Source organism: Candidatus Poseidoniia archaeon (assembly GCA_030748895.1).
GTDB lineage: Archaea > Thermoplasmatota > Poseidoniia > MGIII > CG-Epi1 > UBA8886.
On the sequence record JASMLC010000006.1, the window covers coordinates 44,272 to 61,900 of the forward strand.

The 17,629-nt window shown below is 57.8% G+C and carries 16 protein-coding genes and 1 tRNA gene; 12 read left to right on the top strand and 5 right to left on the bottom strand.

The genetic code is table 11. The features are described from left to right. Positions 1 to 20: 20 nt before the first annotated feature. On the bottom strand, positions 21 to 5,126 hold the full coding sequence (locus QGG57_03615; GenBank protein MDP7007259.1) for a hypothetical protein: 5,106 nt from the start codon (positions 5,124 to 5,126) through the stop codon (positions 21 to 23). Between the two features lie 59 nt (positions 5,127 to 5,185). On the opposite strand from QGG57_03615, the gene QGG57_03620 reads away from it, so the two are divergent. The 7 genes from QGG57_03620 to ric all read left to right on the top strand — a co-directional run bounded on the left by QGG57_03620 (position 5,186) and on the right by ric (position 10,010). Next, positions 5,186 to 5,908: an alanyl-tRNA editing protein gene (locus QGG57_03620; GenBank protein ID MDP7007260.1), complete on the top strand. Its 723-nt coding sequence runs from the start codon at positions 5,186 to 5,188 to the stop codon at positions 5,906 to 5,908. Positions 5,909 to 5,935: 27 nt separating this feature from the next. Next, positions 5,936 to 7,264, top strand: coding sequence for a signal recognition particle protein Srp54 (locus tag QGG57_03625; GenBank protein ID MDP7007261.1), 1,329 nt, complete (start codon positions 5,936 to 5,938; stop codon positions 7,262 to 7,264). Positions 7,265 to 7,303: 39 nt separating this feature from the next. Continuing rightward, positions 7,304 to 7,666, top strand: a complete 363-nt coding sequence (locus tag QGG57_03630) for a hypothetical protein (protein ID MDP7007262.1) — start codon at positions 7,304 to 7,306, stop codon at positions 7,664 to 7,666. Between the two features lie 31 nt (positions 7,667 to 7,697). Then, complete coding sequence (locus QGG57_03635) at positions 7,698 to 8,048, top strand: DUF5611 family protein (GenBank protein ID MDP7007263.1); 351 nt, start codon at positions 7,698 to 7,700, stop codon at positions 8,046 to 8,048. Next, entirely contained in the window at positions 8,045 to 8,554 is a 510-nt protein-coding gene (locus QGG57_03640; GenBank protein ID MDP7007264.1) for an AAA family ATPase, read from the top strand. The genes QGG57_03635 and QGG57_03640 overlap by 4 nt, the downstream gene beginning before the upstream one ends. Next, positions 8,555 to 9,160 carry a CDP-alcohol phosphatidyltransferase family protein gene (locus tag QGG57_03645; protein MDP7007265.1) on the top strand — a complete coding sequence of 202 codons (606 nt, stop codon included), beginning with the start codon at positions 8,555 to 8,557 and terminating at the stop codon, positions 9,158 to 9,160. Positions 9,161 to 9,305: 145 nt separating this feature from the next. Continuing rightward, entirely contained in the window at positions 9,306 to 10,010 is a 705-nt protein-coding gene (gene ric / locus QGG57_03650) for an iron-sulfur cluster repair di-iron protein (GenBank protein ID MDP7007266.1), read from the top strand. A 24-nt stretch (positions 10,011 to 10,034) separates the two neighbouring features. Here ric and QGG57_03655 read toward each other — a convergent pair whose 3' ends face one another. Further along, positions 10,035 to 10,361, bottom strand: a complete 327-nt coding sequence (locus tag QGG57_03655) for a PhoU domain-containing protein (GenBank protein MDP7007267.1) — start codon at positions 10,359 to 10,361, stop codon at positions 10,035 to 10,037. Positions 10,362 to 10,681: 320 nt separating this feature from the next. Here QGG57_03655 and QGG57_03660 point away from each other — a divergent pair, with 320 nt between their 5' ends. Together QGG57_03660 and QGG57_03665 are read left to right on the top strand one after the other, a co-directional pair. Next, positions 10,682 to 11,083 carry a nuclear transport factor 2 family protein gene (locus QGG57_03660; GenBank protein MDP7007268.1) on the top strand — a complete coding sequence of 134 codons (402 nt, stop codon included), beginning with the start codon at positions 10,682 to 10,684 and terminating at the stop codon, positions 11,081 to 11,083. Positions 11,084 to 11,603: 520 nt separating this feature from the next. After that, positions 11,604 to 12,209: a cation transporter gene (locus QGG57_03665; protein ID MDP7007269.1), complete on the top strand. Its 606-nt coding sequence runs from the start codon at positions 11,604 to 11,606 to the stop codon at positions 12,207 to 12,209. Positions 12,210 to 12,218: 9 nt separating this feature from the next. Here the strand turns inward: QGG57_03665 and QGG57_03670 are convergent, their stop codons facing one another. Both QGG57_03670 and QGG57_03675 read right to left on the bottom strand, forming a co-directional pair. Next, positions 12,219 to 12,425 (bottom strand): hypothetical protein, encoded by a 207-nt coding sequence (locus QGG57_03670; protein MDP7007270.1) that lies wholly within the window; start codon positions 12,423 to 12,425, stop codon positions 12,219 to 12,221. A 73-nt stretch (positions 12,426 to 12,498) separates the two neighbouring features. Next, positions 12,499 to 12,654, bottom strand: a tRNA-Trp gene (locus QGG57_03675). Positions 12,655 to 12,742: 88 nt separating this feature from the next. On the opposite strand from QGG57_03675, the gene QGG57_03680 reads away from it, so the two are divergent. From QGG57_03680 to QGG57_03690, 3 genes are read left to right on the top strand one after another with little or no spacing between them, the layout of a single operon-like run. Then, the gene (locus tag QGG57_03680) at positions 12,743 to 13,285 is read left to right on the top strand and encodes a hypothetical protein (GenBank protein ID MDP7007271.1); all 543 of its coding nucleotides are present in this window, start codon (positions 12,743 to 12,745) and stop codon (positions 13,283 to 13,285) included. Between the two features lies 1 nt (position 13,286). Next, entirely contained in the window at positions 13,287 to 13,913 is a 627-nt protein-coding gene (gene rpe, locus QGG57_03685) for a ribulose-phosphate 3-epimerase (protein ID MDP7007272.1), read from the top strand. Between the two features lie 31 nt (positions 13,914 to 13,944). Continuing rightward, positions 13,945 to 16,212, top strand: coding sequence for an Ig-like domain-containing protein (locus tag QGG57_03690; GenBank protein ID MDP7007273.1), 2,268 nt, complete (start codon positions 13,945 to 13,947; stop codon positions 16,210 to 16,212). On the opposite strand, the gene QGG57_03695 is transcribed toward QGG57_03690, so the two are convergent. Next, positions 16,209 to 17,615 (bottom strand): NAD(P)H-hydrate dehydratase, encoded by a 1,407-nt coding sequence (locus QGG57_03695; protein MDP7007274.1) that lies wholly within the window; start codon positions 17,613 to 17,615, stop codon positions 16,209 to 16,211. The two genes, QGG57_03690 and QGG57_03695, sit on opposite strands and share 4 nt — an antisense overlap. Positions 17,616 to 17,629 lie beyond the last annotated feature (14 nt).

Here is a 17,629-nt window from a genome sequence, read left to right on the forward strand (position 1 = left end):
CTATAAATGAGTACGGATAATCACTCCAGCTTCAGATGGGTCTGGCAGCCCGGACACGCCACGGTCAGCGGCCGACGCGTGTCTGCAATTTTCAGCTGCGTCTGGCAGCCGGGGCACTGGATGGTTACTGCGGCGGCCGCGGCTGGCGCTACCGGGGCGGCTTGAGGCGCAGGTTGGGGAGCCGCCGGTGCGGCCGGAGGTGGTGGGGGCGCGGAGGCGACGGGCGGCGCTGCCGGAGCGGGCTCGCCGAGCGCATCTTCCTCGTCAGCAGGCTGGTCGCCCCCCGTGCGCTGGAAGTAGAAGAAAATTCCGCCCAGCCCAACCAGTAGCATGGCGAAAACCAGCAGGAAAAACGTCAGATTGCCGAGGTCACCCTCGCCTTCGCTGCCACCACCGGGCTGGGTCACCTTGCCTTTGATGTCGAGCGTGGTGGAAGCGCTGTTATCCTCGGTGCTGGCGCCCTCCATTTCAGCCGGTGTGATTGATACCAGTTCGGCCTCGAACGGTGTTTCGCCGTCGATATTCGGGCCGACAATCCATTCAATCGTAACATCAGTATCGGCAAAGTCGCCCGCAACGCTGAACGGAGCGGACTCGATGATGGTGCCGGAGCGAACGAGGTTCACGACGCCGCTTGCGGGCGAATCTCCGCTATTGAGCACCGTGATGGTGAAGGTGACGGTATCGCCAAAGCTGGGTGTGGAAGGCGAAGCGGTGAATGAGTTAATCGAGAGGTCAGGCGGCTCCGCGACGTTCAGCGTGTAGCTGGTGTCGATGAAGTGCATTTCTTCCGGGTCCCAGAGGCCTTCGTCAGTGCTATGCTCGGGGCGAACTTCCTTAACGTTCACCTCCAGCGTCCACTGGCCGGTAAAACCAGAATATTTCGAGGCGTCAAACTCGAAGAGCGGCAGGTTGCCATCCTGCGTCAGGAGCTGGCTCTGCCCGGCGGGGAAAAGCACGTTGGGGAAATAATTCGGTGCAACATCCTCCAGCCGGTTGTTGCCGCGCGTCAACGAAATCTCGATGTCGGCCCTGGCATCAAAAGAGCCGCTGTTCTGGATCATAATCTGCGCATATGCCTCCACACCGTCGGTAAAGATGGTGATCAGGTTCTCGTCGGCGTCCTGCCACTCCACAGAGATGACGTTGAAGTCTACCAGTGTCTGCACCGAGGGAATCATAAACTCCCGCACATACACGGTGCCGTCGTCGTGGTCAACAACCAGTAACAGTAACTCCTCAACGTCCTTGTCAGCGACCCAGTCAGCACTGCGCTGCTTGGTCTCGTCCTCATTAATCTGCACGCCCAGCTCGGAAAGAACGGCAAAGCCGTCCTCATCATCCTCGTATACGTAGATGTCGACTGTCCCGTACCGGTCGCCGCTATTGTAGAGCTCGACAAGCAGTTCGGTCTCCTCGCCATCAATGGCAGTATCATCAAGCCGGAACGTTTCGACATCGAATGCCGGAGAAGTTGCCTGGAATTCGTAGTACTGCCGCCAGGTGTTGCCGGCCGTGTCGCTGTCGTCTGGCACCGAGTCGACGATGCTGACAATCAGCTCGTGGCTGCCGGCGGGCGGGTCCTGCCAGATGGCTGAGACCTGAACATTGCCGCCGGACGGCACGGTTACCGACGACACGTTTCCGAGCTGATTAGACAGAGAAACCTCATCATACCAGAAAGCAATCTGGGCAGATACATCTCCGTCCCCATCATTCGAAATAGTCGCGGTAATCGTCAAATCATGGCCTTGGCGCGGAGGGTCGTCACTAAGTTGGACCGAATCGATTTCAAGTTCAGCATTGGTCGTTCGGAGATTGAGCTCCTTCAGGACTACGCGCCCCTGCGTGCCGGCGGTTACCGAGATAGCGGTCTCAACAGTCTCGTCATCCTCGTCAGCATTATTGACCAGTGAGTTGAGCCGGCTCAACAGGGTGGCGCTGCCGAAGACGAGGTCGACGTCGTATTCCACCGAGAGCGAGTTGAGCCGTACTACTCCTTCGCCATCACTGTGCAACTGTAGCTCAAGCCGTGCCATTTCGACTCCGTACTGGTCCACTTCCGTCTCAGCTTCTGCCAGAGCGTCGTTAAGTGCGTCCACGAGCGATTTCTGGGCGCCAGGTGAACCACTGTCGCTCCATGTCACTGGCGAATTGTCATCATTCAGCTCACCACCCCATTGCCAGTCATTACTTCCGTCGCCATCCATATCAATTGAGGGATTGTCGGGATACTCCTCACCCAGAGTTGTGCGCAGGAAAATGTCTGAATCATCTGCCCCGGCGCTCGCAATATTTCTTCCATCGGCCCACGCGAAATAGGCACGATTTCCTATCGCTGTGGCAGGCGCCATGTAGTTGTAGCTGGACTGGCTGTCACCATTGTATTCTGAAATGGGGAGTATATCCGACCAACTCTCTCCGTCATCCTGAGTAAAACGGAAAAAGTGCTGCCACTCGGTAGTACTGCCATCGGTCAGGTCCTGCCACGCGACATAAGTGATTCCGTTGCCTGTGACAAGGGCGGGAAAGGTGTAGTAGAAATAGGCGGTGGAATCATCACTGACAACAAATGCTTTGTCCCAGGTTACGCCACCATCCTTGGAATGCTTGACAATCACATCGTAATCAGCTACGGCATCACCATCGTAGTCACCATACTCGCGCCAAGCCACGAACAAACTGTCGTCCTGGCCGCTAACAGAAGGTGAAAGTGATGTAGTGGACGACTCCTCTGTGTCGATTGTCTGGGGCTCGCTCCAGGTCGCACCATTATCGTCACTGTTACTGTAAAGAATAGTGTACTGGTTAGTGTTAGTCCAAACCAGCTGGATTTTTCCTCCAGCAAGCGCCATCCAAGGCTGGTCATCCCAGTCCCCATTATCCGCAGGAACGACTATGTCATCCCAGTTTTGGCCGTAATCGGCAGAATGCCGGAAGGCGATATCATAATCATTCCCACTGCTGTCAACATTCCCGTCTTCAACCCAAGCTATGTAGACGTGCGCGCCCTCCGAAAGAACAAACGGAGCAAACGACCAGTCGTCAGAGCCATGATCGGATATGATGAATGGCGTACCCCAGTTTGATCCCCTGTCACTGGATACGGACATCAGGATGTCATAGTCAAGGAGGCTATCCTCGTCGTATAATCCATAATCTACCCAGGCGACATAGACATAGTCCCCACTAGCGGATATCGAAGGGCGATAATCTGTCTGCTCAACGCTGTTACCATTAGTATCTGCATCTCCATCAAAATGTGAGATTACAATGGGGCTGCTCCAACTCTCACCATCATCGCTGGAATGGCGAAAAAATATATCGCCATCATCACCATGGGCATCATTACCGTTGCTATCGGATTGCTGATTAAGGTCACCTCCATCCCAGTATGCGAGGTACAACGAATCTCCTGAAGTAGCGAGCGCGGGCATCCACGAATCCGCTTCATAGTAATGTTCGGAAATCTGATTTACGACTGACCATGAACTGCCTCCATCGCCAGAAGTGGCATAGTGGATGTCCTGCTCACTCGAGGCTCCACCGCTGCTGTCACGGTCCGACCAGACCACAGCAATGTCCGAGCCCTCGGCAGTGACCCAAGGTGAGGCGCGGAAGTCAACCTCTACATCGTTATCAATTGTCTCGGGGTCGCTCCAGGTCGTGCCGCCATTGGAGGAGTCGCTGATAACAATCCGGTAGGGCTGGTCTGCATCCACCGTTGTACGACGCCATGTACTGTAGAACCCCCCGTCGCCATCAGCCGCGACGGAGACGAACGCAACATTGTTGTCATCGGAAGTTGAGAGGGTACTCTCAGTACCGAAACTGGTTCCCCCGTTCGAGGAAGCTCTTGCCTTGACGGAAGGCTGGGCGCCAGTCTCGGCGTTGGAATCTATCCATATCACGACCACGCGATTTCCGTCATCGACATCGATGTTGCAATCATTGACGGTACGGTCGACCGAACTCAGCTGCTGTTGCGTGCCGAAGGTAGTGCCGCGGTTACTGGATTGACGGTACTGGACTGTGTAGTATGCGTTGTCACTGTCATACTCCATCCACACCACGTAAACATTACTGCCGCTTACAGCCACTGCAGGGTAGAGGCTGCTCTGATCGCTCGACGAAGACACGAGGGTCGGTGTGCTCCAGCTATCGCCACCATCATCGGAGGAAACGACATAGATGTCGGGGTCTGTGCCCTGATTACTCATATTATTGTCATCGGCATAAACCACGTAGACATACCCGTCGGTAGCAGCCATGGCAAGACCATAGGTTAGGTTACTCTCATCAAGATCAACTTTCTTGGTCTCGGACCAGCTGCTGCCGCTATTGGTAGATACACGCAAATGAATCTCATCGCCTTTCACGGTCAATAAGCCATATGATTCCCAAGCCGCGTAGAGGGTTGAGCCATCGCGTGCCAGAGTCTGGTAGTCCAGTATGGGTGAGCTACTGGTGCCGCTACTGGCGAGTACGACAGCATCATTCCAATTACTGCTGGTGTAGCTACGGAAGAGGATATTCTCGTAGTTCACATCGCTCAGGTTCCCATAATCCTGCCAGATTACGAATAGGTCATCGCCATTATTGACAACTTTCGGGGCATAACTGACAGAACCACCATTAGTATCGATTGAGGATAATCTGAAATCATCTAACTCACCCGAACCATAGGGCAATCCGCTAATGTCGACCGTGGCGTCCGTCACGGTTGCATTGGCCGGAATAAGCATCTCAATCGTATCATCACCGGCGGAGGGGAAGCTGGCGCTGGCACTGTTGCCGCCGCTGACGAAGAGCTGCTGCCGTCCCAGTTCGCCATAGCCCTTGCCACTGTACCTCCAGGTGCTGCTGCTCACCGCGACTTCGATGTCGCTGGCGTAATCGCCGTCGTCATCGGCGCCGCCGCTGATGGTGATTGCTGCCTCGAGCACCTCCGCCCGCGGGAAGAGCAGGCTGGTCAGCGCATCCTCCTCGCCGCTGGTGAGGTCGAGGCTGACGCTGTCGGTGTACGCGTCGTCACGGTAATACTGCGTGACGGTCTCGCCCATGGCCGGGATGTTCAGCACCAGCAGTGCGGCGAGCAAAAGCGAAAACAGGCGTTGGGAGTACATGCGTGGCCTCGACCCCTCCTGCTCCAACGCCATTTTAAACTTCACGCGCTGGCACGACCGTGACTGAGCAACTGCACATGGCCTCGTTCGAGGGCACCTACACACGCCAGTTCTCGGCGACGGTCGAGGCGGTCCACCCGGGAATCGTCGAGCTGGACCGCACGGCGTTCTACCCGTTCGGCGGCGGGCAGCCGGCCGATACAGGCCGGCTCGAATGGGAGGGCGGCACAGCGAGCGTCGAGGACGTACGCAAGCGCAACCGCCTGCGGCACATGGTTGCGGGCGACCTGCCGGAGGTCGGCACGACGGTCGAGGGCGCCCTCAACTGGGAGCGGCGCTACGCGCACATGAAGATGCACTCCTCACAGCACCTCGTCTCGGCGGTCGTCGACCAGCTCCACGGTGCGCGCACCGTCGGCAACCAGCTTTACGCCGACAAAGCGCGCATCGATTTCCAGCCGCTGCGGCTCTCCCCCGCGCAGCTATCCGAGGTCGAGGCCGAAGCGAACCGCTACCTTGCGAGGGACTTGCCGGTCACCATCACCGAGGGCGAGCGCAGCGAGCTGGAGCAGGACCCGCTGGTGCGCTCGAACCTCGCGCTGCTCCCGCCATCAATCAAACGCCTGCGCGTCATAAGCATCGGCAACCTGGATACCTGTCCCTGCGCCGGCACGCATGTCCGCTCCCTCGGGGAAATCGGCGAAATCGAGTTCACGAAGCGCGATAACAAAGGCAGCGGCAAGCAGCGGCTGACGTATGCGCTGCGCGACCCCACCCCTTAAAACCGGCTCGAGGTCGCGCCGCCACCAATGGTTCTCGACAGCCTCGGCTCCGCCCTTCGCGCTACGATGCGCAAGATAGCGGGCGCGAGCCATATCTCGCCGGAGCTGGTGAAAGAGCTGGTCCGCGACATCCAGCGGGCGCTGCTGCAGGCGGACGTCAACGTCAAGCTGGCGCTGGAACTGAGCAAGCGCATCGAAAGCCGCGCGCTGGAGGAGAAAGCGCCGGCGGGGATGACCGCGCGCGAGCACGTCGTGCGCATTGTGCACAGCGAGATGGTCGGCGCGCTGGGGGTACCGCGCGAGCTGAAGCCGGGAGCGCAGAAAATCATGCTCGTCGGGCTTTACGGGCAGGGCAAGACGACCACCGCCGGGAAGCTGGCGAAATGGTTCCAGCGCAAAGGACTCTCCGTCGGCCTTACGGGGGCGGATGTGCACCGGCCGGCGGCGTTCGAGCAGCTTTCGCAGCTGGCGGCGCAGCTGAACGTGCCGGTGGCTGGCGGCAGCAGCGACGCGGTCGCGGCCGCCAGTGCCGGGCTCGAGGCGCATTCCGAGCTGGAAGTGCAGATTTACGATACCGCCGGACGGCACGCGCTCGATGGCGACCTGATTGCCGAGATGAAGGCGGTTGCCAAGGTTATCAAGCCGGACGAAATCCTGCTGGTGCTCGACGCCACCGTCGGCCAGCAGGCGGGGCCGCAGGCGGCGGCGTTCCACGAAGCGGTCGGCGTTACCGGCGTGGTGCTGACCAAGCTGGACAGCTCCGCGAAGGGCGGCGGCGCGCTCTCGGCCGTGGCCGCGACCGACGCGCCGGTGATGTTCGTCGGGACTGGCGAGATGCTCGATGCGCTGGAGCGGCTCGAGCCGGACAGGTTCATCTCGCGGCTGCTCGGGATGGGCGACCTGCAATCACTGCTCGAGCGCGCCGAGGAAGTCATGGACGCCGACAAGGCCGAAGAGACGGCAAAGCGGCTGCTCTCGGGCAAGTTCAGCCTGGTCGAGATGCGAGAGCAGATGGAGGCGCTGGCGCAGATGGGGCCATTGGGCAAGGTGATGGAGATGATTCCCGGCATGTCGGCGATGATGAAGGGTAACCAGGCCGACGTAACGCAAAAAAAGCTGGAGCGATTCAAGGTGTTGATGAACTCGATGACGCAGCAGGAAATGGAAAATCCGAAGCTCATCAAACGTTCCCGGCTCCAGCGTATCGCCGCCGGTGCGGGCGCCGATGTGCAGGAAGTGCGCGAGCTGCTCGCCTACTACAACAAGAGCCGAAAGATGATGTCGTCGCTCGGCGGCAACCGTCGCATGCAGAAGCAGCTGATGCGGCAGATGGAGCGCGGCGAGCTGAATCTCTGAAGGCAAACAGCCTTTTACCGCGCCGAACCTCGCCTGCTGATGGTCCTTGGACTGCAGCACCTCGGCGAGCTGACCGAACTGCTCGAGCGCATGAACGAAACAATGCGTTCGCTCGACGGCCGGCTCGAGTCGTTTGACGCGACTGCGGGCAGCCTCGACGAGCATCTCGTCGGGCTTTCGGCCTCGATGGAATCCATCGTCGGCTCGTTCGAGTCGGTGGCGCGCTCGCTCGAGAAGCTGGCTGCAACGCTCAGTTACCTCGACACCCCGCTGAAGCTGGCGACTACTCCGCTGCGGCCGGTGCAGTCAGTGCTGGATGTCGTCGTCAACGAGATCACCTCCGTCCGCGACCTCTACCAGCAGGTTGTCGAAGAGGCGCGCAAGACGCTGGCAGAGGATTAAAGCACAAATACCCCCTCCCGGTCGCGGGAAGATGCGTAGCTACGAGGTGAAACGCGGGCACGGCAAGACGCTCGAAAAAGGCGGCCTGCGGAAGAGGCTGGCTGAGGTTTTCGACGGCGTCAGCGACAAGGGCGACTGGCATGTCGCCTCATACGGCGCGCTGCAGCAGGTAACGGTAAGGATGGTCAGCAAGTCCGAGATTGAGCTGGATTCGCAGCTCGACACTACCGCCTCGCTCGAAGTGGCGACCGACACCCACCAGCGCTTCAACAAGTTTCTCGAGACTGTGACCGGTTTCAGCGCCAAACAGCGCAAGGACCGCGCCAAGGCCAAGGCGAAAGCCGAGGCGAAGGCGGCCGCCGCGCAGGAAAGCGGCGATTGAGCCCGCTGGCTCTTACAGGAACCCCGGGAACCGGTAAGACCACGCTGGCGCGACTGCTCAACCACCCGCGGCTGGAGCTCTCCGACTACTACGAAACGTCCAGCGACGGCCGCGACGACGGTGGTGAATGGCTGGTTGACCTTGAGCAAATGGCGACCGCGGTCGCGCGCGACACAAAACCGGAGGCGGTCATCGAGGGGCACCTGTCGCACCGGTTGGGGCTGTGCGAGACCGCTGTCGTCCTGCGCTGCCACCCCGACGAGCTGCGGCAGCGGCTCGCCGCCCGCGGCTACGCGGAGGCGAAGCTGCGCGAGAACCTCGAGGCGGAGGCGCTGGGCATCATCACCGCCGAGGCGCTGGAAACGGGAGCGGAGGTGCATGAGCTCGACACCACTGGGCAACCACTGGCCGCCAGCGCGGCGGCGCTGGCGGCCATCATGGCGGGCGCGAAGAGTTATCAGCCGGGGCGAATTGACTTCAGCGAAGCCATACTGGGATGGTACTGAATGGTCGCCGACAACTTCCGCGAAATTGGCACGCGCCTGCTGACACCGCTGGCGCGCAGCTTCCCGCTCGACCCGATGGGCATCAGCCTGCTCTCACTCGCGACCGCTATCGGCGCCGGCTACTGCTTCTCGCAGGCGAACGCCGGTGAGGTATGGCTGCTCTACGCGGCGGGACTGGTGTTCCTCACCGCCCTCCTGGACGCGCTCGATGGTATCGTCGCCCGCATCCGCAACCTCGCCTCGAAGCGGGGCGACCTCGTCGACCACACGCTTGACCGCGTCGCCGACGTAATCATCCTCGGCGGCATCGCGCTGGGGCCGCTGGTCAATGAACGCGCCGGATTTGCAGCCCTTCTCGGCGTGCTGCTGCTCTCCTACATGGGGACGCAGGCGCAGGCCGTGGGAGCCGGCCGCGTCTACAGCGGGCTGCTGGGCCGCGCCGACCGGCTGGTGCTGCTGATGACGGTACCGGTCATCCAGTTCTTTTTCGACGTGCCGATTGAGGGCGAATATCTGATTACATGGATGGCGTACACCTTCGCGGTCGTCTGCTCCGGGTCGGCGCTGCTACGCTTCTGGTTGGTCTGGAAATTTCTGGAAAAATAGGAACTATATGGGTTTTATTAACAGACGTATGAGTCTGGCAATGGTGGCCTTGAAGGACATCACTAGTGACGAGAAGGAAATTGAAAGGATTCAGTCCTACTTTGTAGATGATGACGAAGAAGAAAATATCGCAGGAGACAAATAAATGATAAAAGAAAAGACAGTGGGTGAGATGGTTGTTAATGATGGACGTGTAGCAACAGTTTTCAATAAATTTGGATTGGATTTTTGTTGCAATGGTCACCAGACTCTTGAAGCAGCTTGTGCGTCAAAAGGCATCAATCTCCAAGAGATTGTAGATGATATCGAGCTGTTAATGAAAAACGATAGCAATCCTGATAGATCATTTAACGATATGTCTTTGGACAAGCTAATTGAACATATTTATGACAAACATCACCAATATATTTACAAAAATTGTCCAGCAATCTCTAAATTCATCAACAAGGTAGCAAATGTTCATGGCAAAAATCATCCAGAGACTGTTGAAATTGCAAAAATGTTTGATGAATTACAATTAGAACTTGAACAACATTTGTTCAAAGAAGAACATATTCTGTTTCCATATGTAAAAGGTATGGTTTTGGAAGATAAATGCCCGGGTTCTTTTGTAAATGGCCCTATATCTGTAATGATGGAAGAACATGATAATGCTGGAAGAATTCTTGAGGTATTAAGAAGGATAAGTAATAACTACAAGCCACCAAAAGACGCTTGTAATACATTCAGGGCAGCATATGTCAATTTACAAGCCCTAGAAGAAGATCTTCACATGCATATTCACTTGGAAAATAACATTCTTTTTCCTAAAGCAATAGAACTAGAAAATAGCTTATTGGAAAACGTCTGAAAGCGAAATCCTGTGGAAGAATCACTATATGTGGGAGTCTGAGGGGCTTGGATCTGCCCTGCATATCTTGGTTGGAGACTCCAGAAAGCGATTGATGGCAATCTCGGCTATATTGGAACCATATTCACCTATCCAGGCGATATTCCAGCCAATCGACCGGATACTGGAGGCAAGGGTAGGATGAAAATCGGCTGTCAGCTTGAATAATATAGAAGTAAAGGCCGCTTCCTCTTCCTTCAGGATACCGCGGCGGATGATCGCTTCATTGGCAAGTCCTATGTCACGGTTGATAAGTGAGGAGAGTGCCATCTCCAGAGACTCCATGACTGTGTGCCCCATTTCGATTCCCATTGAAGAAGAATATACCGTTGATTTTTTTGCAGATAAAGCGGGTGAATTCACATACCGTAGTACTGGGCTGTGCAAAGTCGAGATTGCTGGAGGCAATGAAGTAATCGTAGACTGCTCCATATTTTGTGGTGAGATAGGTAATGCACGTACGGGAACAATTGTGATTGAGTCAAATCCTTCTGGTTAGTCCTATTCAGTCAAAGATTCAGGAGCCGGATGAGGAAGCCTGAGCCATAAGGTGCTGTTATAGGATCTATAGTAGACCCCTCCCCTCATTTCTTTCGCAGTATAGTTTTTATAGATGTATAGTATAGAAAGTCATGAGCAAAGCCGAAGTTAATGCTGCAAATTTAGAATTCTACGCCGCCTTAAATAAAATATTATCTGGCCAACTTGCCCCGATGGAGGCCGTTTGGTCTCATGCTGACGATATCACTTATATGGGGCCTGCAGCCGGGGACTACAAGGTGGGCTGGGAGGCGGTACGAAAAGACTGGGAAGGACAGCTGGGTTTGCGGGGCACCGTGGAACCGGTGGAGGTGCAGATCACGTCTGGCCCCCTCATTGCGACGGTCAGCAATATCGAGAGTATAAGAATGGAAATCCAAGGAGAGCTTAAAGACATAAGTATCCGCGCTACAAATATTTTCCGCAAGGAGGATGGACATTGGAAAATGATTGGCCATCATGTGGATCCTCTCCCATCTTTTCCTTCGCAGTAAAAGCAATACCTCTGGCAGGATTTATTGTGGGGCAATATATCTCTCCAAAGAAGAGGAACATTACAAACACGTAGATAAGAATTGTCTAATCTTTTCTGCACTGAATATTGTTCTCGGTTTCATAATGATAGCTGCAATATTAGGAAGTCTGTGAAGCCGGATGAGGAAGCCTTAGAATTAATCGTCTTCCGGCTTAGTTAACGCCATTATTATGCAGGCAACTACGAACACAATGCCTCCCCAACAACTCAGTGCCCATAAACGCCCAGATGCGATGATACTGAACAGGAGGAAAACAAGTAGTAAGATTAACCCAACAGAGAAGTATAATGCGTTGTTTTCCATAGGATACTATTCTATCACAAATTTATAAGCTTTTCAATATGAACAACCACAGTATTTTAATCTCAGGAGGCGTCAGGGGGGTGTGAAGGATAAACTCGCAAACATTGTGATTTGGATTGTGTTACTTGGTGCGGAAGTCCTAAATACTAACTGATTCGGTCGCAGTCAAGCTAGGATGAGTACACACGCTGACGCACTTGGAAGAAGGGCATTGATTATTGCCTTCATTATAAATTTGATAATGATGTCAGTAGATTTATGGTACGGTTTAATGATGAAATCAGCTTCATTGTTAGGTGATGCTGCTAACAATTCAGGAGACGTGTTTATCCTTGGATCGAGCATCCTCGTGCTATCGTCAACCACAGCCGTCAAGAACAGACTGGCATTGTTCAAAGGAATAATAATGACCGTATTTGGTCTGTGGGCATTCTATCATGTATATCTGGGTCTGATAGAGGAATCGGATTTGTTGACTGGAGGTACTATTTCTATTATTGGAGTAATGTCACTGGCTGGCAACGCGAGCGTTGCATTCATGATGTACAAGCACCAGCACAAAGACATAAACTTCATGAGTGCATTTATCTGCTGCAGGAATGACGCCTTTGCTTCAGCTGGAATTATCCTTGCCGGTCTATTGGTATGGTATTTTGATGCTTCCTGGCCCGACATCATAATCGGGGCCGCCATAGCAGCCATCGTTTGCCATGGGGGAATCCAGGTTATCAGAATGAGTCTCGACCCTGCTTCTCAGGAAGAGGATTGCGAGTGCTGCTAGGGTCTTAATTTAAAAAGGGATAGAAATGGGAGACTCTCCTGTAGTATCGCTTAATCGGTAAGTTACCCATGCACCAACTAGCCAACCAAGAGCTAGTATCATTACTCCCAACATCATAAACGCATCCCCACCATTTGGACCAATACCGGAATTACCAATAAATATCACAACAAAACCGAAAAGCCACACCCAAATAGGCAGAAGATTTTTGTCCATATCGGTGCGATACGCATCTAGATATGACTTTAACTGGAAAAATAGTTTCTGGAAAGATTAGAAGCCTGCGCGCTGGTGGGAGCGCTGGGATTTGAACCCAGATCGGCGGGTCTCACCTATGGTGGCGTGCAGGTCAGCGCTCCAGTCATTCATCACTGTTCAGCAGACCTATTGCCATCATTCCTGCATAACTGGAGCCCGCAATGATGCCGAGTTACACCACACTCCCTGTTACGCGCAGGCGAGGGCGCATTGTGTGCCGCTCTTAAAGTTCACGGCCACGGAGCGTTTATTTACGGGCAGCCGTCGCGGGCCGCGTGGCGAGCGCCAAACCGCAGCCTGCAGCCAGTCCCGATGAGCGGGAGCCGGTTCAGGTTGTGCCTGAACCGGCTCCTGAAGAGGCGGACGCCGGCACCGACGCAGAGGGCGCGGCCGAAGTGGTGGACGGCGAGGAAGAGGAACGGCCGGAGCACGAGCCGTGCCATCCGCTCGACAAAATCTGGCTGCCGACTTACGCTGATGAGAACACGCAGAATGCGAAGCATGACTGGTGCCTGAATACAGGCATCATCCGCAACCAGAGCGGCGAAGAGGCGCGGCCGCGCGGGTTCTGGGTGGCGGCGCTGCGCAAGCTCCAGCGGAGGCTGGCGAAGGAAGCGGACAAGACCCACATGACTGGGCAGCTGACCGACGCACAGGAGCGCATCATCCTCCACGAGCTTGACGCGCTCGAGGGTTTCTACGACCGCTGGTGGCGCACTGAGTCGTCGCAGGTCCACAAGTTTGTGCAGGTGGTCCAGAAATGGCGGCCGGATATTTCGGAGCGCGTCATCGTCGACACCATAACCCGGATGTGGTAGCGTGGCGGTCGTCGCCCCCTCGATGCTGGGCGCCGACTTCGGGCGACTGCGCGAGCTGGCAGAGCTTATCGCGCCGCACAGCGGCTACCTGCACATGGACGTCATGGACGGCCATTTCGTGCCGAACCTGACCATGGGCCCCGATACGGTCGCGGCGCTACGCGGCATCGCACCGCTCGACGTGCACCTGATGGTCACAGACCCGCTGGACTTCATTGAGGCGTTTGCCGACGCGGGGGCTGATATCATCACAGTCCACGCCAAGGCGAACGGGACGGCAGCCGCCATCGACGCCATCCATGCGCGCGGGCTGAAGGCGGGCGTCGCGATTCGGCCTTCGACACCGCTCGAAGCGCTTGACCCGTGGCTCGGAGTGGTGGAACTGCTGCTGCCGATGTCAGTCGAGCCCGGATTCTGCGGACAGGAATTTGACGAAGGCACTTACGACCGCATCCGCGCGCTGCGCGAGGCGGCACCCGAGGCGCTCATCGAGGTTGACGGCGGCGTCACCTGCGAGAATGCCGCAGCACTGCGCGAAGCGGGTGCGGACATCCTGGTTTCGGGCAGCGCCATCTTCGGGACCGAAGACCCGGTCGCCGCCGCACGCACGATTGCGGGTCTCGAATAACTTTTATATGGTTCACGGTACCCGAGTCAGCGTGCGCGCTGTCCTACTCGCCTGCCTTCTCGCTTGTTTCACGATGCTGCTGCTGCCGGGAAGCGAGGCGGAGCTGCCAGTAGAGGACTTTACCCACGCAGTTATCGGCGAGGAGTTCACCGCCACCTGGTGTGTCTATTGTCCAAGCGCTGCAGATAATCTGAACAAAGTCTGGCAACCCAAGTCAGAATACCCGGATGACCCTTACTACCACGACCAGTTCTTTTTCGTGGCGCTGATTACCGACAAAAACGATAAGGCGGATGACCGCACCGGTGACTATCCCGACTTCGCCGGCTACCCCACCGTCTATTTTGACGGTGGCGACGAGAAGGTCGAAGGAGGCCAGTCAGACACTTCCAACTATGAAGAAGCCATTGACAGCAGCGGCGGCCGCAGTGACACCGACATCTCGCTGCGCATCGCAATGCAGCACCTGGGTGATGACCGGATAGGGGTACAGGCGTATATCACCTGGAACGAGGACGCCGGCTTCGGCAATCCTACTTTCAATGGCTACATCAGGGCGTACATTGTCGAACCAGTCTCGCGCTACGACAACTACGACGGCAACCCGTACCATTTTGGCTTCCTCGACTACGCCTTTGACCAACAGGTGGAGCTGGACCCTCACGAGGAAGTTGTACTCGAAACTATCTGGATCGGGGGGAATCACAGCGATTCCGACGGGAACGACTTCTCTGATATCAGCTATAATAATTTGAACATTTTCGTTTCCTTCTTTAACGATGAGTCCGCCTCTACTGATGACTATGCGTTACAGAGCGCTTTCGCCATCCCGCCACAAACCAGCTTCGAGTTCCCGACAGGAAACCTGAGCGACACCGTCAGTCTGCCGGGCAGCGCCAGCCAGCCCCGAAGTGCAATTGCCGCGGTAGAGTACAGCGTCGACGGCGGCGAGTGGCAGCTCGCCGACGGCACGGACGAATTCGACCTGATGCTTGATACGACCGCTTACGGAAACGGGCAGCACGAACTGGTGCTGCGCATCACTGACACAGCCGGCACCACGCTCGAGCTGGCGGGAAACCTTGAAATCCTGAACGACAGCGAGCCCCCGGTCGTGACGTGGCTGGAACCAGCTGCGGACAGTGAGGTCACGGAACTTGTGGCCCTTGCCGCCAGCGCATCGGACAATAGTGTAATCGCGAAAGTCGAATACCGCGTTGATGAAGGCAGCTGGCGCCAAATGGCCTCAGTCGGCGATAACCGCTGGGAGGCGGAGTGGAACAGCGAGGAGACCGGAATTGACAACGGCCTCCACACGCTGGAAGTGAGCGCCACCGACACCTACGGCAACGAAGCGATGGCGAGCCTCGAGCTGGATGTCCAGAACGAGGGCGACATTACCTACCCGGTGCTAGAAGTCAACGGCGTGCCCGGGGCGCTCTTCGCGGGACCGCTCGACGTTACGATAACTGCCTCCGACCCGGACGGGGTTGCCAGTGTTGAATACCAGATTAATGGCGGCGTGTGGCACAGCGTGGACGAAAACGGTTTCCGGATCATCACCGCAGCCCTGCCCGACGGGGTGCATACCCTGCTGGTGCGTGCTGTTGACGGGCTGGACTATGCCACCGAAGTTTCCACGCAGTTCGAGTGCGACAACACCGCTCCCGTCATCCTGCTGGATGCGTTTCCCGACCCGGTGACAGCCGAGGTGACCATCAGCTTCGCGATCGACGATTACGCCGGTGTGGGCAGCATCGTCCTGCAATACCGGGTTGGCGGCAGCGACTGGACCAGCCTGCCGGCACCGCACGCCGGCGCGACCGAATTCACTTGGGATTCGACCCTCGCCAGCGACGGGGGCTGGCTGCTTGAAATCGAAGCCAGCGACCGGCTTGGCAACCACGATACCACCTACCGCACGCTGAACGTCAAGAACGCCGGACGCGTCGCGCTCCTGCCGGTGGCGGACGCGCAGGCGGGCAGCCCGGTCGAGATTCGCGCTTTCGTGGACTACCCTGACCCGCAGGCGGTCTACCTGCTGGTCGCTGGCCAGCGGCTCCCGATGCTGGAAAGCCCGTCCGGATGGAGTGCCGAGGTAACGCTGGCCGAAGCTGGCAGCTACGGCTACCGCGTCGAAGTTGATACAGGCCACGGTAGCTTCCAGAGCGATGAACAGACGCTTACGGTCGGCGCAGCGGCGCCGCTCCCTGACGGAAATCTGGAGCCGTTGCCGGCGCCTTCACTGCTGGCCAGCGCGGCCCTGTTCGCCGGCATTGCGCTGCGCCGACGCCGTTAGCCGAGCATGTCTCGCATTACCAGTGGCACCTGCGCCGCAACTTCGGTCGCCATGAAACCGGCACCGTGCGCTTCAGCGGCGCGTTCGCCAGCGGTGCCGAGCAGCCACGCCGCAACGCGTGCAGCCTGGAATCCCGTCAGGCCACGCGCCATAGCGGCGGCACACATCCCTGCCAGTATGTCGCCGGTGCCGCCTACTGCCAGCCGCGGATGGCCGGTGCGGTTGCGCCGGATGCGGGTGCCGTCGGTGATGATATCTTCCGGCCCCTTGGCGAGCACCGTAGCGCCGTAAGCGCACGCGACCGCTGTAACCATGGCTTTGCGTCCGTTAGCGTCGATGCCAGCCGCCTGCGCCAGCCGTGCCAGTTCACCCGCGTGCGGGGTCAGCAGCGCATTTTGCGCTGCTGAAGGCTGAAGGCTGAACAGGCCGTCGGCGTCAATCACGCGCGGCTTGCGCCACGCACGGAGCAACTTATCGACCGCCGCGACCGTTTCAGGGTCGCGACCCAGCCCGGGGCCGACCAGCAGCACGTCCGCCTTCGCCTCCGCCTCGAGCACGGTCGCAACGTGCTCTGGCGCGAAGTGGTCGCCCGGGAGCGGATGGACTATCAATTCAGGGGCGTGCTTCGCGACGATGCTGGCAGCGCTCTCGGGCACGAACATCGGCACCAGATCGGCACCCATGCGGTACGCCCCGATGGCGGCCAGCGACGGCGCGCCGGTGTAGGGGCCGCCGCCGACGAAGGCGACGATGCCGTTCTGCCCCTTGCGCGCGCTGGCGTCGGCGGGCGGCAGCAGCTGTAGCTCCCCCGGTCCCGTATAGCGCTCCGCCTCCGGGGGGAAGCCGATATCGGCGACAATGATTTCGCCGCAACTGGCTGCATCCATGCCCTCCTTCAGCGCGTGGAACGTCACGGTCAGCTTTGGCACGACCGCCTCCGGCAGCCCCAGCCCGGACGGCACGTCCATCGCCACGACCGGCGGGCCTGCGTTGAGCACGGCGACCATTTCAGCATACGGCTTGCGCAGTTCGCCGCGCAGCCCCGAGCCGAGCAGCGCGTCGACCACCACGTCCGCTTCCGCGAGCAGCTTCGCCAATGCCCGGGGTGCATGCACTTCGCCCTCCCAGCGGTCGCGCGCCCGTTGCGAGATGGCGGAGCGCGGCTCGCCCGCCAGCACGACCGTGACCTCGAGCCCCGCATCCGCCAGCAGCCGCGCCGTGACGAAACCGTCGCCACCGTTGTTGCCGCTGCCACACGCCACGACGACGCGCTGCGCTCGCGGGAACCGCTCGCGCAGCGCGTCGGCGACCACCTTTCCGGCAGTTTCCATCAGCTCACCCAGGTCGGTGCCGAGCGCGACGGCGTTGTGGTCCAGCACGCGAAACTCGGCCAGCGGGAGCATGGCCTGGCAGGCTC